Here is a 15,955-nt window from a genome sequence, read left to right on the forward strand (position 1 = left end):
AGTTCCCCACATCGGTCAGCCGGCCCTGTCGCCATCGCTACAGGTCAGAGGCTCGCATCAGCCCGGCTCGCACGGGTGTCAGCACGGGAACGGCGGATACACCCCGGTCATGTGACCGATCCCAGATCCAGGTAGGCCAGCTCCATCCGCCGGGTAACGCCGAGTTTGGGGAAGACCCGGTACAGATGGTGCCCGACCGTGCGCGGGCTCAGGAACAGCTGTGCGCCGATCTCCTTGTTGCTCAGCCCTGCCGCGGCCAGCCGCACGACCTGCAGTTCCTGCGGGGTGAGTCGCGCCGACCCGCCGGTGTCGGAGCTGCGGGGAGCGGGCCGTGCACCCAACACCTCCAGCTCGGCGGCCGCGCGTTCGGCCCACCGGCGGGCACCGAGCCGATCGAACAGCTCCATCGCCGCGGACAGCTGGGCACCGGCGTCCGAGCGGCGGCGTTGCCGGCGCAGCCATTCCCCGTAGACCAGGTGCGTCCGCGCCATGTCATAGGGTCGGCTCGCTGTCTCATGGGCGCGCAGCGCCGCGGCGTAGCCGGTGTCCGCGTCGGATCCCTGATCCAGCAACGCCTGGCAGCGCAGCGCCAACGCACCCGTCGACAGGTGCCCGGAGTGTCGAGCCCATTCCTGGAAGACCGACGACATGGTCCGGGCGCGATCGATGTGGCCGCTGCGCACGGCAGCCTCGACGAAGTCCGGCGCGGCCCGGATCTCGTAGCCGTACCCGATGCGATCGCGGTAGATGCTGTCGAGGTGTTCCAGGGCGGCATCGGCCCGGCCGGCGGCGAGTTCGAGCAGGCCCAGCGCCCAGCGCGCGCACGCGGTTGCCGCGACGTGCCGGGCGGCCTGCGCATTCACCTCGGCCGCCAGCGACCGGCAGCGCTCCTCATCGCCCGACACCGCGTCGAGCCATGCCGAGATGGCAGTCATCGCGGTGACCTGGTTGCGCTGGCCGACCTCGACTGCAAGCGCGGTCCCCTCGGTGGCGGCGGCTGCTGCGTCCAGGAATCGGCCGCGCAGGCACTGGGCGAGTGCCAGTGGCTCCAGCGCGTACGGCAGCCACCCCACCATCCCACCGGCTCGGAGCGTGACCACCAGCGTCTCCAACATCGCCGCTGCGGCGTCGTCATCGCCCACCAACAGGCTGATGAACCCGGTGATCGTGTGGACGGTCAAGCTGTCGACCGAACCGGCCTGGACGGCGGCCACGAGCCCCCGCATGGGTTCCATGGCGGCGGCGGGTGCGCCGTCGAGGAGGTCGAGGAACCCGAGCATGCCGGCCACGGCGGGACGCAGCGGCGAGGTCGGAGGCAGGGTGACAGCTTCCAGCGGACCCCGGCCCGTGGTGGCAAGGACCGAGTCGCCGCCGACCCATGCGATCCACACCGCCTCGGTGAGCATGATCGCGGCCTGCTCGGGGCTGCACGAGACGATCCGGCGGGCGCCGTTCAGCGCGACCTTGCCACCGGCGGCCGGTGAGACCCGTTCGACGTCGATCTGGGCCTGGATGTAGGTTGCCTCGGCGATCACCGAGGCGTCGTCGGTGGACGCGGCCGCCCGGGACGCGAGATCGGTTGCCCATGCGGTACGACCCGCGTCGTACGCCGCCCTGGCGGCCTTGGCCAGCCGAGTCGATCGCCGGGCCGGGTGGATGCTGAGCTCGGCCGACCGTTCGTATGCGGTAGCCATCGCGGTCGATCCGCCCCGGCTACCCGCGCGCTGCGCCGCCCGCTCGAGTTCGCCGGCAACCTCCTCGTCGGGTTCCGACGTTGCCGCCGCCAGGTGCCATGCCCGCCGGTCGGCGTTCGATCCGTCCAGCAACACTTCGGCCAGCGCTCGATGGGCGGAGACCCGATCGACGGACGTCGCAGCTCGGTAGGCGGCCGCACGTACCAGTGGATGCCGGAACGACATGCCGTCGCCGGTCACGATGACGAGCCCGCTGCGCACCGCGGGGTCGAGATCCGCCGCGGACAGCCCCAGCGCCTTGCCGGCGTCCATGATCACATTGACGCTGGTTGTGTCGTCTGCGGCCGCGACGACGAGCGCCAACTGCGTGGCCGCCGGCAGGTCGGCGATCTGTCGACGGAAGGCGTCCTGGACCCGACCGACCGCGGGGAGCGGGCCGACGTGGAACTCGTGCAGTACCCGCCCGCTGTGCTGCTCCGCAGCGAGCGCGGCAGCAAGCTCGATGAGGGCCAGCGGGTTTCCATCGGCCTCGCGCAGCACCCTGGCTCGTACCGGATCGGCGAGGCCCGGCGCGTACTCGGCCAGCAACGCCGCCGCTGTAGACGGGTCGAGCCCGCGGACACGCACCGCCTCGACGCCGGGAGCAGGCAGGACCGCCTCATCGCCGCGAACAGCGAAGATCATGGCGATCGGCTCGGCAGTCAGCCGCCGGGCGGCGAACAGCAACGCTGCCGACGACGCGTCGTCGAGCCATTGCGCGTCGTCGAGCAGGCACAGCAGCGGCCGGTCGTCAGCGATGTCGGAGAGCAGTGTCAGGGTGGCCACCCCGATCAGGAACCGGTCGCGGACAACCGTCTCCGCGATGCCGAACGCGCCGCGAAGCACATCGGCCTGCCGGCCGGGCAGCGCATCGAGCCGGTCGAGGAACGGATGCAACAGCATGTGGAGCCCGGCGAACGGCAGCTCGGCCTCGAACTCGATGCCGATCCCACGCAGCACCCGCATGCCGCCCGCCATTTCGGACGCACGGTCGAGCAGGATGGTCTTCCCGATCCCAGCGTCACCCCGCAGCACCAGAGCGCCGCCCTGCGCCCGACGCGCATCAGCCAAAAGCTGCCCGATCCTCGCCAGCTCGTCGACGCGACCGTGCAGCACGGACCCGACGATAGGCCGTGCACCGGGACGACACGGGAGCAGATACCCGTGTTTGTGCGCCCGCTCAAGCCGCCGCCCATGCGGTCGAAAGAACCCCGTAGCGGCAGGCAGAACAGACGATCATGCTGACGTAAGCGCGAGGCGTGTGGTTAGTGCGCAACTCCCCCCTCGGACACAAGATCATTCCCTGACCAGCGGGTTTCATGCCGGTCAATCGGCTCCTGCTGCGGATGCCCTGGTCAGGGACGTGGGGGTTCACGTACCGCTGGGACACGCCCTTCCGGACGCATACGAGTCCGGCGCAGCTGCTTCTCGGCAGTTCGGTCGCGCACGAGTTGTTCTATCGCCTGGGCGGCTTCGATCGGATCTTCGTGCTCCCAGATCCTGACGGCGAGCCAGCCCGCCGCGGCGAGCTGCGTGTCGGTGTCGCGATCGCGGCGAGCGATGCCACGGAACTTCAGACGCCACCAGCTGGTGTTGGTCTTGGGTAGGTGGCTGTGCTCGGGGCAGCTCCACCTCGCTGTCGACGGCCACGGCCGACCGCTGTCAGTGGTGTTGACCGGCGGAAACGTCAACGACACCATGATGTTCGCCCAGGTCCTGGCCGGCGTCACCTTCCGCCGCCCCGGTCCTGGCCGCCCGGCGACCCGTCCGGTTCGGGTACTGGCCGACAAGGGCTACTCCAGCCGCGCCTACCTACGCCGCCGCAAGATCGAAGCAACCCTCCCCGAACGACGCGACCAGCAAGCCAACCGGGTCCGCCGCGGCTCAGCAGGCGGTCGACCTCCCGTCTTCGACCGGGTCGCCTACAAGCGGCGCAACGTCGTCGAGCGCTGCTTCAACCGGTTCAAGCAGTACCGGGCAATCGCCACCCGCTACGACAAGACCGCCCTGTCCTACCAGGCCATGATCGACCTAGCGACCCTCAAGATGTGGCCTCGAGGACGCTCTCTAGTGGTTCCGGTCGTTAGTTCGTCGGGGTCTGAGGTCGTTCCAGGCGGTGGGGTCGTCGAGGTAGAGGCCGCAGGCGAGGTCGAGGGCGTCTTGGCAGGTGCCGAAGGGCAACCCGTTGAGGATTTGACTCCGCGTAGTCGTCGTGGCTGGGCAGGTAGATCGCGACCTGCCAGTCGTGGGCAGGCCCGACACAACGCAGCCGGCACAGCGGCCCGGTCCCGGCCTCGGTGGTCGCCTCGACGTAGATGAACAACCCACGGTGGCGTATGTGCAGCTTGGTGATCTGGGGACAGCGCTCGCGACCGCGGGCAACCAACCGTTGCCGCACGGAAGTAGTAGACGGGATATCCGGCCGCGGTCCGATCGCCGGGCCGGGCCACCTTGTACCCCAACGAATCCCCCCGACGGCCCGTACCGGATCTCCACCAGATACCCAACCGAACGCAAAGCAGACGATGGTGATGATCGCGGTGAATCTCGCCCATCGCGTCGGCCACCGCGTCGGCAGGTAGGCGAGGTCCGGGTCACTGGCCTGCAGCTGCCGTTCGTCGCGGGCACGGTCGGGATGCTCCTCAGCATCCTGGCGCTCGCCCCGGCGGCGCTCCTGCTGTCCGGAGCCGTCACATGGGCCGGTTGGACCTGGCTGTACCGACTACAGGATCGGCCATGAAGGCATGCACACCAGCGAGCTGGCCGGCCACGCCTGAGTGAGCCCGCAGACACTGCGCTACTCGGCTAGGAGGTTGCCTCGTCGCGCCTGGCGAGCACGCAGGCGAGCGCCATGAGCGCCGGGATCCCCATGCTGAACATGCCCACGATGACGGCGGTCTCCTGGATGTCGGCCACCAGAAAGGTCCGCCCGGCCACCGTCACTGCCTCCGCGGGGCCCGCCGATCCGGTCACGAAGGTGACGACGCTGGGCAGGTACACGCCGAGCCACACGACCGGCGGCAGCACCCAGGGCGGACCGATCCGCCGCGCAGGCGGCCCGAGCAGCGCGAAGAGCTGGAACGCCACCCACCCCGTCACGACCCAGCCCAGGAAGTTCGTCAGCGGCACCCCGAACAACCCGCCGGGGTCCCCGTAGCTCCACCGGCCCTCCACCGTGGCTCCACCCGGGTCGATCACCGCGTCGTAGCCCGCGAGCACCAAGGCGGCCACCGGCGGCACCACGAACCGCGCCGGCCCGATCAGGCGACCGGGTCGGTCGGCGACGATCACCAGCCGGGCGATCGACCACGCCACGTACCCCGCGACGCCGTATACGACCGGCACCGTGGGCGGGACGCCGAGGATCTCCGGACCGGGCCCGTCGTGGGTGAAGAAGCCGAAGGGGAACCCCGTCGCGATGGCCAGCGCCTCGAACGCGAACGCCACCAGGTACGCGCAGGCGAAGAACCCCAGGGCACCGCGCCAGCCGTAGGTGAGGCCGCCGTGCGCGAGCAGGAAGAGGACCAGCCCGAGCATCCCCAGCATCATCGGCAGGGCTGGACCCCCCACGAGCAGGGGCGCGAGCCCCCCGGCCACCACGATCCCCGCAGCGCACCAGGCTCCGGCGTCACGCATCGTCCCTCCTCGACGCGGACACCGTCGTCACCGCGATGTGCCGGACAGCGCCGAGGCCTGCGGCCCGCCCACCTCCGTCGCCAGCTGGCGGCCGCGGATCCTGCGAGCCAGACCGACGAGGACCGAGCGCAGCGCCTCGGCCCGACGGCTGGACGGGACGAACATCTGCTGCTTGAGCCGCGCGGAGCGTTGGTGCTTGGTGATGAACGGACGCAGCCCGGCCTCCCAGGCGTCCAGGGCGCCGTCGAGGTCGTCGGGGTGCTCCTGCAGGGCCGCGCCGAGTGCGGCGCCACCGCGCAGCGAGGACGTGGCCCCCATGCCCGAGTAGAGGTTCATGCACCAGGCAGCGTCCCCCACCAGCACGACCCGCCCCGTGCTCCACCGCGGCATCCGCACCTGGTGCACCGAGTCGAACAGGTGGTCAGGGGCCTCTTCCAGGGAGTCCAGGACGTGCCGCACCACGGGGTCGTCCATCCCGGAGAAGACCGCGCGCAGCCGCTCGACCCGCGACCCGCTGAACTGCTCCTGGATGTCGCTCGTCCGGTAGGTCAGCAGTGCGGTGGGCGCTTGGTCGGCGAGCCCGAACACCCACACCGCCCGCTTGGCGCGCGCGATGATGATGCTGTCGCTCCCCTCGTAGGAGGGCACCTGCTCCTTCAGCTGGAACGCGCAGATCATCGCGTTCCACTTCGTCAGGTGGTCCTCGTGCGGACCGAACACGATCCGGCGCACGCTCGAGCGCATCCCGTCCGCGCCGACCACCAGGTCGAAGCTCTCGCGGTACCGGGCACCGGTGTCGGCGTCCTCGAGCAGGACCTGCACCCCGCCGGCGCCCTCGGTGATCTCGATCGGAGTGGTCGCGAACCGCACCTCGACGCCCGTGATGCTCTGCCACAGCGCGGCCTCGATGTCGCCGCGCAGCACCGCCGCCGGCCCGCCGGGCTGGTCCAGGAATCCCAGAGCCGGCCTGCGCCTACCCCGACGGTCCACCGACCACGAGTTCGCGCCCGCCCTCCGTTCCGGGTTCCGGGTGTGCAGGTGGTCGGCGATCCCCAGGTCGACCGCGGCCTGCCGACCCTCCGGGAACAACCCGACGAAGTAGCCCCCGGTCCGCCGCTCCGGCGCCCGTTCGACGATCACCGGCGTCCACCCGGCCCGGCGCAGCCCGATCGCCGCGGACATCCCCGCGATCCCGAGCCCGACCACCAGCGCTCTCTTCCGCGTGGTCGTCACGGCGTCGTGCCGGACAGGGCCGGAGCCGACGACGCGGTGCACTCCGCTGTCATCCGACGGTGGACGACCTTGCGGATCAGTACGAGGACGGCCGAAACCAGCACCTCGACCGGCCGGCTGGACGGGACGAACCGCTGTTGCTTGACCCGTGCGGAGCGCTGCTGCCTGGTGATGTAGGGGCGCAGGCCGGTCTCATAGGCGTCCAGAGCGGCGGCGAGGTCGTCAGGGTGCTCCTGCAGCGCCATGCCCAGTGCGGCGCCGCCGCGCAGCGAGGACGAGGAACCCATCGCCGAGTAGGTGTTCATGCACCAGGCCGCGTCCCCCACCAGCACGACCCGCCCCGTGCTCCACCGGGGCATCTTCACCTGGTGTATCGAGTCGAACACGTAGTCGGGTGCCTCCTCCAGGGAGTCCAGGACGTGGCGCACCACGGGGTCGTCGTCCATCCCGGAGAAGACCGCGCGCAGCTGCTCGATCGCCGACCCGGCGAACCGGTCCGGGATGTCCTCGGTGCGGTATGTCAGCCACGCGCAGGGCGCGTGGTCGGCGAGTCCGAACACCCACACCGCACGCTTGGGGCGCGCGACGAGGATGCTGTCGCTCGCCTCGTAGGAGGGCACCTGCTCCTTCAGCTGGAACGCGCAGATCATCGCCTTCCAGTTGACCATGTGGTCCTCGTCCGGGCCGAACACCATCCGGCGCACGCTCGAGCGCATCCCGTCCGCGCCGACCACGAGATCGAAGTCCTCGCGGTACCGCTTCCCGGCGCCGGCGTCCTCGAGCAGGACCTGCACCCCGCCGGCGCCCTCGGTGATCTCGATCGGAGTGGTCGCGAACCGCACCTCGACCGCGTCGTCGGTTCCGTTCCCGGCGATGCCCTGCCACAGCGCGGCCTCGATGTCGCTGCGCAGCACCGATGCCAGCCCGCTGGGCGCGTCCAGCAGTCCCAGAGCCGGCTTGCGCCTGCCCCGACGATCCACCGACCACGAGTTCCCGCCCGGTCTCCATTCCGGGCTGCGGGTGTGCAGGTACTCGGCGACCCCCAGGTCGGCCGCGGCCTGCAACCCCTCCTGGAACATGAAGATGTAGTAGCCCCAGGTCCGACGCTCTGGCGCCCGTTCGACGATCACGGGCGTCCATCCCGCCTGGCGCAGCCCGATCGCCGCGGACATCCCCGCGATCCCGAGCCCGACTACCAAAGCCCTCTTCTGCATGACTCTTCCCTCTCCGAACACGATCGACTGGTGGACGGCTCAGTCCGGCACGACGACGGCGCGGCTGCGGCCGGTGTGCGCCCACGCCTCACCGACCCGGCTCAGCGGGAACGCGGTGTAGGGCAGCTGCAGGGATCCGTCGGCGAACCGGGCCATGACCTCGGGCGCCTCGGCGAGCATCTCCTCGTGGGACACCGATCCGGCGCCGCTGCCGGTGATCCGGATCCGCCGGCTGCGCAGCAGGTCCGCGGGCAGCGACGCCGTCAGACCCGCGAGCGACCCGATCTGCACGTAGGACGTGTCCGCCTCGGTGTCCTCGCCGCTGCGCCCCAGCACGGCGAAGGCTGCCTCGGCGACAGGCCCCCACAGGTAGTCCAGCACCAGACCGGGCGACGTCTCGGACACGGCGTCGGCCAGAACCTGCTCCAGGCCGTCGGGCCCGTCGTGGGCCAGCGACACGGTCGTCGCTCCCGCCCCGCGCAGCCGCTCCAGCGCCTCCGGATCGCGCCCGGCGGCGATGACCCGCTCCGCCCCGAGCGCCAGCGCCCCCTGCACGGCGAGGCTGCCCGACATCCCCGTGGCGCCGAGCACCAGCACGGTGCTCAGCGCCCCCAATTCCTTGCGCCGCGCGGTGAGGACCATCCAGCCCGACAGGCCGGGGTTCATGCCCGCGGCGATCGCGAGCGGATCCGCCCCCGTCGGAACCTCCGCCTGGAAGGGAGCGACCAGCCGCTCGGCCATCGTCCCAAAGGGCGGACGCGCGTAGCCGGTGTAGACCAACCGCCCGTCGCCGGTGCGGGCGACCGCGTCGATGCCCGGCACCAGCGGATACGTCATCTGGCCACGGCCGTAGTGCCGCCCGGTGGCCAGCCCGCGAACGATGTTGTGCAGGCCGGCTCCGACGAGGTGCAGTGGCTCGTGACCGGGCGGGACCGTCGGCTCGGGGAAGTCGGCGCAGGCGGGTGACGCATCGGGGGCGGTGACGACCGCAGCACGCATCAGGGCTCTCCTTAACTAAGTTCAACGCTGTAGCCAGCATGCCTGAACACCGTTAAGGTGTCAACATGACCAAGGGCATCACCCGGGAGCGGATCGTCACGGCGGCGCTCGAACTCCTCGACGACCAGGGCATGGACGCCCTCACCGTCCGCGCGCTCGCCTCCCGGCTGGACGTCCGCGCCCCCGCCCTCTACTGGCACGTGCGCAACAAGCAGGAGCTGCTCGACGAGATGGCCACCGAGGTCATGCGCCGCGTGGCCGGCGCCTTCGCCGCGGTCCCGCCGGGCGACGGGTGGCGCGACGACCTGGCCGCCTACGCCCGCGTGCTGCGCTCGGAGTACCTGCTCCACCGCGACGGGGCCCGCATCTTCAGCGGCACCCGGATCACCGACCCGGACGTGGTCCGCATGAAGGAGCCGTTGTTCGAACGCTGGGCCGAGTCCGGCTGGAAGCCCGCCGACGCGGACGACGCCGTCGACCTGGTCACCGCGTTCGTCGTCGGATTCGTCATCGAGGAGCAGGAGAGGCGCCAGGCCGCCGGGACCGATCCGTCGCGCTACTCGATCGACCAGCGCGACGCCTGGCTCGGCGAAGGTGCGTCACTGGTCAAGGAGGCCGGGCACCTCCAGGACGACGGCGACCGGCGGTTCGAACGGCACCTCGGCATGGTCCTCGACGGGATCGCCGCCCGGCCGGACGCGTGACTCACCCGCGCCTGCGCACCAGCACCGTCGCGAGCACCGCGGCCGCGACGAGCGCCGCGCCACCCATCAGGATGTAGAGCTGCACCCCGGCCAGGGAGTTCGCGGCGACCCCCGCGACGAGCGAGTCGGTGGCTGTCGCGTTGAGCACCATCACGCCGGCGAAGTTGAGCACGACCGACCCGACGCAGAGCACGACCGCCACCAGGCTGCCGATCGCACCGTGGTTCTCGGGCGGTGTCATGACGGTCGCGAGGTTGAAGCTGGAGGCGATGCCCGCGCCTGCGGCCACCCCGAGCAGGGTGGCGCAGACCAGCCCGACCGGGAGCACCGACATGCCCACGAGCATCCCGAACGTGGCCAGCAGGCCCACCGCGATCCCGGCGAGCAGCGTGCGCGCCGGACCGATCCGGGACGCGAGGACACCCGACACCGGACCACCGATCATGATCCCGACCGCGGACAGCAGGAACAACGCGAGCACCACGTCGCCACCGCCGAGGCCGTAGCCGAGGCCGAGCTCGGGCGGCACTTCCGCGACGAGGCTCTTCAGCTGGAGCATGCTCTGCACCGCGCCGGCCGTGAGCGCCACCGCTCCCAGCGTCAACGCCAGCGACCCGCTGTGCCCACGCAGGTCGACGATCGGGTCGGGGACCCGCAGCACGTGCCGCACCCCGGCGGCCAGCGCGATGACGCCGCCGACCAGCGCGGCCAGCAGACCCGGGTTAGCCCAGCCCACGTCCGGGGCCATGCTGACGCTACCGAGCACTGCGACCAGACCGGAACCGAGCAGCAGCGCCCCGACGACGTCGACCGACCCGCCGGAGCGGATCGGCGGCTCCGGGATGAACAGCCGCACGGTGACCGCGCAGACCATCGCGAGAGCGGTGGCGACGACGAAGACGCTCCGGTAGCCGAACGCGTCGATCGCCGGGTTCAGCAGGAACATCGCGGGGATCCCCAGTACCGACGCGCCTGTGGTCACGACGCCGACGGCGGTCATCCCGACCCGTGGGGTGCAGACCTGGCGGGTGATCGCCACCGTGAGCAGGACCGCCCCCATGGCCGCGCCCTGCAGGAACCGCCCGAGCACGAAGACGACGACGTTCGGCGCGACCAGGCAGACCAGCGATCCCGCAAGCGTGACGAGCATGGTGACGACGAGGATCCGGCGCTTGCCGTGGATGTCGGCGTTGCGCCCGAGCAACGGCGCCCACATCGCGCCCGCCAGCATCGCGCTCGAGTTGAGCCACGCGGCCTGGTCGGTCTGGAAGTGCCGCATCATGTCCGGCAACGCCAGCAGCGGGGCGACGATGACCACGTCGGCCAACAGGTTCGCCCCGACGAGGATCACCAACCAGCCGACCAGTCGACCGCTCCACCTGTCCTCCGCGACACCCGACGGGCGTGCTACCGACGTGACTTGCACCATGAGTTGTCTCCAGGTAGCGGCAGCCGGGAACACCCGACCGCCTCGAGGGTTTCGTTCTCCGGTTCGGGGGAGCGCTCGGTCTGCAGCGCCACTACCCCAGCCCGCGATGCGGTTCGGGATCCGGTAAGAGGCGCTGCGGTCAGTGCGCCGCGGGTGTTCCGCCGGGCGCCGGGCCCCGGAGGAGGAGCGCCCCGACGATCGTGAACAGCGACAGCGTGGCCGCGACCAGGAACGCAGCGTGCACGCCGCCCGCCGTCTGCTCCACCAGCGGGACGCCCTCGGTGGCCAGCGCCGCGGAGCGCAGCGACAGCACGCTGACCAGCAGCGCCACGCCGGCAGCCCCGGCCAGCTGCTGCGCGGTGCTGAAGATCGCGCTGCCGTAGGAGTACAACTTCGGCGGCACCGCCCCCAGGCCCACGGCGAACAGCGGCGTGAACACGAACGCCAGCCCCACCGACAGCAACAGGTGGAACCCGACCACCTGCAGCAGCGAGCTCCCGGACGTGAACAGCGTGGCCGACCACAACGCCGCGCTGGTGGCGACCGTGCCGGGCACCAGCAGCGCCCGCGCGCCGAACCGGTCGTACAGCCGCCCGACCACCGGCCCCAGCAGCCCCATCAGCAGCCCGCCCGGCAGGAGCAGCAGGCCCGTGGTGAGCGGCTCCAGCACCAGCACGCTCTGCAGGTAGATCGGCAGCAGCACGGCCGTGCCCAGCAGCGTTCCCATCGTCAGCATCATCATCACGCTGGCGACGGTGAACGTCCGGGAGCGGAACGTGCGCAGGTCCAGCAGGGCGCGGTCGGCCCGCTGCAGCACCAGCTGCCGGGCGACGAACGTCACCAGACCCGCGACGCCGACGGCGAACGCGCCCCACACCACGACCGACGACGTGCCACCGGAGTGGCCGACGCTGCTCAGCCCGTAGACGAGGCCACCGAAGCCGAGCGCGGACAGCACGACGGACACCACGTCGATCGGCGCCGAGGTGGTCTCCCCGACGTTCGTGATCAGCCGCAGCCCCAGCACCAGCGCGGCGAGCGCGATCGGCAGCACCAGCCAGAACATGTAGCGCCAGCCGAACAGGTCCAGCACGATGCCCGACACCGTGGGCCCGATCGCGGGTGCGACGGAGATGACGATCGCGATGTTGCCCATCAGGGCGCCCCGGCGACCCGGGGGCACGAGCGTCAACACCGTGGTCATCAGCAGCGGCATCATGATCGCCGTGCCGCCGGCCTGCACGACGCGGCCGGCGAGCAGCACACCGAACCCCGGCGCGACCGCCGCGAGCAGCGTGCCTGCGCTGAACAGCACCATGGCCGCGGCGAACAGGGTGCGCGTGGGCACCCGCCGGATCAGGAACCCGGTGACCGGGATGACCACGGACATCGTGAGCAGGAAGCCCGCGGTGAGCCACTGCCCGACGCTCGCCGTGACCTGCAGGTCGGTCATGAGCACCGGCAGCGCGACGCCCATGATCGTCTCGTTGAGGAAGACGACGAACGTGGAGACCAGCAGCACCCCGATCACGATGCGGTTGCGGGAACCGAGCCGTCCCGAGGTGTCGGGACCACCTTCGACGACAACCGTCATGACCGCTCCTTAACTAAGTTCACTCACGCCTCAGCCTGACTGAACATCGTTAAAGTGTCAAGGTCGCCGGCTACGTCGCCCCCGCGCTCACCCCTTCAAGTAGCGGGCCACCATCGCGACCAGCTCGTCCTCGAACGTCTCGACGGGGACGGTCCGCGGAGCGGCCATGAACTTGTGCGTGTTCATCTCCACGGTGAACAGGATGATCTCCGCGGCGACGTCGGGATCCCCCACGCGGACGTCGGGGTGCCCGACGATCACGTCGCGGACCTGGGCCATGCGCAACTTCCCGTGCCGGTCGAGCGTGTCGAGCAGCTCCTGGGAGACCGGCGCCTCCTCGATCATCACCCGGAGCAGCCGGGGATCGTCGCGGTGGTTGTCGATCGCGTCGCGGATGAACACCCGGACCGTCGCCTCCAGCGTGCCGGGTGAGAGGTCGAGCGCGTCGGCGGCGGTCCAGGTGCCGCGGTCGATGTGTTGGATCAGGAGCTCGGCGAGGATGGCGTCCTTGTTCGGGAAGTACTGGTACAGCGAGCCGATGGAGATGCGGGCGCGCTCGGCGATGCGGTTGGTGTGCCGGCGGCGTAGCCGTGCTCGGCGAAAACGTGAGCAGCCGCGGTGAGGATACGCTCGCGCGTGAGCTCGGCGCGCACCTGGCGGGGCTTGTGCTCCTGCGCGCGATCGTCGAAGAGCACCTGGTTCGCGACAACACGGGGGGCAACGACGGCGAGTACGCGGAGGATCATCAGCCGATCCGGCACGCAACGCTCCACTGCCTGTATGCGGGCGAACCGGCACTTCTCAAGATCGCTCGTGCGGTAGCGGTTCTCGGCGACCTCATTCGCCCGGACGACGTGCCGACGCTGCTGCAGATGAACCCCGAGACCGCGCGCATGGCCATCGGCCTGCTCGAGGAGATGGGGTTGCTGGACGGCACGTCGTTCAGGCTCGATCTGGCTCGCGACGCCGTCGCGCAAGACATGACGCCCGACGAGAAGACCCGCCTCCGCCGTCGGACGGCCCACCTCCTGTTCGAGCGCGGCGCCCCAGCACTCGTCGTCGCAGAACAGCTACTGCTGGCCAACAGTGCGGACGAGCAGTGGTGCCGGACAGTGCTGATCGCCGCGGCCGAGGCAGCGGCCGACAGCGACGATCTGGGCCTCGCGAAGCAGTTCCTTGAGCTCGCGATGCGCTCCACGACCGACAACGCAATGCGAGCAGAGGTCATCACCCGGTTGACCTCCCTCGAGTGGCGCCTCAATCCGCAGACCGCCGCGTCCCGGCTACCGCGCCTCGCGGCGGCGGAACGAGCCGGGGACCTCCACGGCCAACCGGTGCTCGAGTTGTTCGAGGCACTGCTCTGGCGGGGCGACCTCGACGCCGCGCTCAAGCTGGCCGACCGGTTCGACCACACACTCGACCGCGAGGACCCCGTGGACTCCCACGGCCTGCGGGTCACGATGGCACTCGTGTCGGGTCTCTACCCGGTCCTCGGCCCGCGAATCATGTCGCAACTGGGAGCAGACAGCGACGACGACGCACCGGATGCGCTCGACTCGCGCCTGCGTGCCGTCCATGCGTTGCTGCGCGTGCTGCGCCACGGCCCCGACTCGGCCGCCGTCGGCGACGCGGAGCACGTCCTGCAACTGGACAGGAAGTCGTTCAGACAGCTCACCCTTGCCATCACGACACTCATCTACGCCGATCAACTCACCTCTGCGCGCACCTGGACCGACAGGATCCTCGTGCAGACAGAGCACGGCAACGAGCAGGTGTGGCACAACATGCTGCACGCCCTCCGCGCCGAGATCGCACTGCGCCTGGGCGATCTTCCCGCCGCGGAGATGCACGCGACCCGAGCGCTGAGCAGCCTGCCGTCCGAGGCCGCGGGAGTCGGAGTCGGAGGCCCGCTGTCCGTACTGCTCACGGTGGCGGCGGAGCGGGGGACGAACGCGTCGGACCTACTGGCGCAGCCGGTGCCGGACGCCATGTTCCAGACCCGGATCGGACTGAGCTACATCTACGCGCGCGCACGCTGCTTCCTGTCCGGCGGCCAGCCGCATGCCGCGCTGAGCGACTTCACGATGTGCGGGAAGCTCGCCCATCAGTGGGACTTCGACCAACCTACGTTCATCCCATGGCGGTCGGGTGCGGCCGAGGCGTACGCCGCGCTCGGCGACGTCACGCGGGCCCGATCCCTTCTGGAGGAACAGCTGCGCCGGAAGGCGGCCCAGACTTCGCGGCGGGTTCGTTATGAGACACAGGCCCAGCTCGCGAGGCTGTGTGAGGACACCGACGCCCGGATCGAGGAGCTCCACCGATCAGCACAGCGCCTGTCACTGCTGGGATTGCCCCTTCCCACCGCGCGCTGCCTCGCCGACCTTGCAGACGCACAGCGCCTCAGTGGCAACGACCGCGAGGCGAAGCGGACCGAACGACGTGCCCGGGAGCTCGGAATGGCATGCGGCATAGCACTCTCCGGCTCGCGGCCGCCGGTGTCCCTGGCCGCGGTCGTCGCTCCGGTCACCGCATCCGATCCAGCCACGCTCCGCTCCGGTGTGGAATCGCTGACAACTGCAGAGCGGCGGGTGTACGAACTCGCAGCCCAGGGCAAGCCGAACCGCGACATCGCCGACACCCTGTTCGTCACGACGAGCACGGTCGAGCAACACCTGACGCGGATCTATCGCAAGCTCAGCATCAAACGGCGCACGGAACTGCCCACCCTGGCCGGCCCGGAGCCGCCCGGCGTCCGCAGCGGACGCGCCGGGCGCGGAGCACGTACCGGCGATGACACCGACCCGCCGAGCACGTCAGAGAGGCACGCCTGACCGGAGGTGGGTGAGCCCATGGTCGACCAGATCGGCGTAGTTGCGAGCGGTGGTGTGCGGCGCGCCCGCGACGACCGCAGCGAACACACCGAGCACGGCCCCGGTGAAGGTGTGCACCTCGAAGTCGTCGCGGTCCCGCCCGGCCCGCATCGCCACCTCGTCCCGAAGAGCGGACGCCAGCAGCATCAGCTGCTCGACCGACGCGCCACGCAGGTCCGGGACGGCGAGGACGAGTTGCTGGCGGCGCCGCTCCTGCGTCCACGACAGCTCGTCGAACCCCTCGGCCGCGTCGTGCACCGCCCGGCGGATCGTCTCGAACAGGTCCGCGCCCGGGGACTGGGCGCGCAGCGCGTTCAGGAAAGCGAGGGTGAAGGTGTTGTGCGCGACGGTGTCCTCCTTGGTCGGGAAGTACCGGAAGAAGGTGCTGGGCGAGACCTCAGCCGCCTCGGCGATCTGCTCGACCGTGGTGCGGGCATAGCCCTGCTCCTCGAACAGCCGCAGCGCGTGCTCCTGGATCAGCGCACGCGTGCGGGCCTTCTTCCGTTCCCGCAGACCCGGGCCGGCCGAAGCCGTGTCCATCAC

At 70.6% G+C, this 15,955-nt stretch carries 10 protein-coding genes and 2 pseudogenes; 3 read left to right on the forward strand and 9 right to left on the reverse strand.

All coding sequences use genetic code 11. The features are described from left to right. Positions 1-107 precede the first annotated feature (107 nt). A complete protein-coding gene (locus K1T35_RS34770; protein WP_220255982.1) occupies positions 108-2,849 on the reverse strand; it encodes a helix-turn-helix transcriptional regulator in 2,742 nt (913 codons plus the stop codon). 507 nt (positions 2,850-3,356) lie between these two features. Here K1T35_RS34770 and K1T35_RS49310 point away from each other — a divergent pair. Beyond that, positions 3,357-3,785 (forward strand): annotated as a pseudogene (locus K1T35_RS49310) (IS5 family transposase); the annotation flags it as partial. Positions 3,786-4,538: 753 nt separating this feature from the next. On the opposite strand, the gene K1T35_RS34780 reads toward K1T35_RS49310, so the two are convergent. The 4 genes from K1T35_RS34780 to K1T35_RS34795 are packed head-to-tail and all read right to left on the reverse strand — an operon-like array spanning position 4,539 to position 8,815. After that, the gene (locus tag K1T35_RS34780) at positions 4,539-5,369 is read right to left on the reverse strand and encodes a carotenoid biosynthesis protein (protein WP_220255984.1); all 831 of its coding nucleotides are present in this window, start codon (positions 5,367-5,369) and stop codon (positions 4,539-4,541) included. Positions 5,370-5,396: 27 nt separating this feature from the next. Then, positions 5,397-6,602: an FAD-dependent monooxygenase gene (locus K1T35_RS34785; protein ID WP_255621061.1), complete on the reverse strand. Its 1,206-nt coding sequence runs from the start codon at positions 6,600-6,602 to the stop codon at positions 5,397-5,399. Further along, on the reverse strand, positions 6,599-7,816 hold the full coding sequence (locus K1T35_RS34790; RefSeq protein WP_220255985.1) for an FAD-dependent monooxygenase: 1,218 nt from the start codon (positions 7,814-7,816) through the stop codon (positions 6,599-6,601). Before K1T35_RS34790 ends, K1T35_RS34785 begins: the two co-directional genes overlap by 4 nt. A gap of 39 nt (positions 7,817-7,855) precedes the next feature. Further along, the gene (locus K1T35_RS34795; RefSeq protein WP_220255986.1) at positions 7,856-8,815 is read right to left on the reverse strand and encodes a zinc-binding alcohol dehydrogenase family protein; all 960 of its coding nucleotides are present in this window, start codon (positions 8,813-8,815) and stop codon (positions 7,856-7,858) included. Positions 8,816-8,880: 65 nt separating this feature from the next. On the opposite strand from K1T35_RS34795, the gene K1T35_RS34800 reads away from it, so the two are divergent. Beyond that, complete coding sequence (locus K1T35_RS34800) at positions 8,881-9,519, forward strand: TetR/AcrR family transcriptional regulator C-terminal domain-containing protein (protein WP_220255987.1); 639 nt, start codon at positions 8,881-8,883, stop codon at positions 9,517-9,519. Position 9,520: 1 nt separating this feature from the next. Here K1T35_RS34800 and K1T35_RS34805 read toward each other — a convergent pair whose 3' ends face one another. From K1T35_RS34805 to K1T35_RS34815, 3 genes and pseudogenes are all read right to left on the reverse strand, one after another. Further along, positions 9,521-10,948: an MFS transporter gene (locus tag K1T35_RS34805; protein ID WP_220255988.1), complete on the reverse strand. Its 1,428-nt coding sequence runs from the start codon at positions 10,946-10,948 to the stop codon at positions 9,521-9,523. Positions 10,949-11,087: 139 nt separating this feature from the next. After that, positions 11,088-12,542, reverse strand: coding sequence for a DHA2 family efflux MFS transporter permease subunit (locus K1T35_RS34810; protein ID WP_220255989.1), 1,455 nt, complete (start codon positions 12,540-12,542; stop codon positions 11,088-11,090). A gap of 87 nt (positions 12,543-12,629) precedes the next feature. Continuing rightward, positions 12,630-13,195: pseudogene (locus K1T35_RS34815) on the reverse strand (TetR/AcrR family transcriptional regulator). Positions 13,196-14,998: 1,803 nt separating this feature from the next. On the opposite strand from K1T35_RS34815, the gene K1T35_RS49315 reads away from it, so the two are divergent. Next, on the forward strand, positions 14,999-15,373 hold the full coding sequence (locus tag K1T35_RS49315) for a helix-turn-helix transcriptional regulator (protein ID WP_255622705.1): 375 nt from the start codon (positions 14,999-15,001) through the stop codon (positions 15,371-15,373). Here K1T35_RS49315 and K1T35_RS34825 read toward each other — a convergent pair. Next, complete coding sequence (locus tag K1T35_RS34825; protein ID WP_220255991.1) at positions 15,356-15,952, reverse strand: TetR family transcriptional regulator; 597 nt, start codon at positions 15,950-15,952, stop codon at positions 15,356-15,358. The two genes, K1T35_RS49315 and K1T35_RS34825, sit on opposite strands and share 18 nt — an antisense overlap. Positions 15,953-15,955 lie beyond the last annotated feature (3 nt).

This window comes from Pseudonocardia sp. DSM 110487 (assembly GCF_019468565.1).
GTDB lineage: Bacteria > Actinomycetota > Actinomycetes > Mycobacteriales > Pseudonocardiaceae > Pseudonocardia.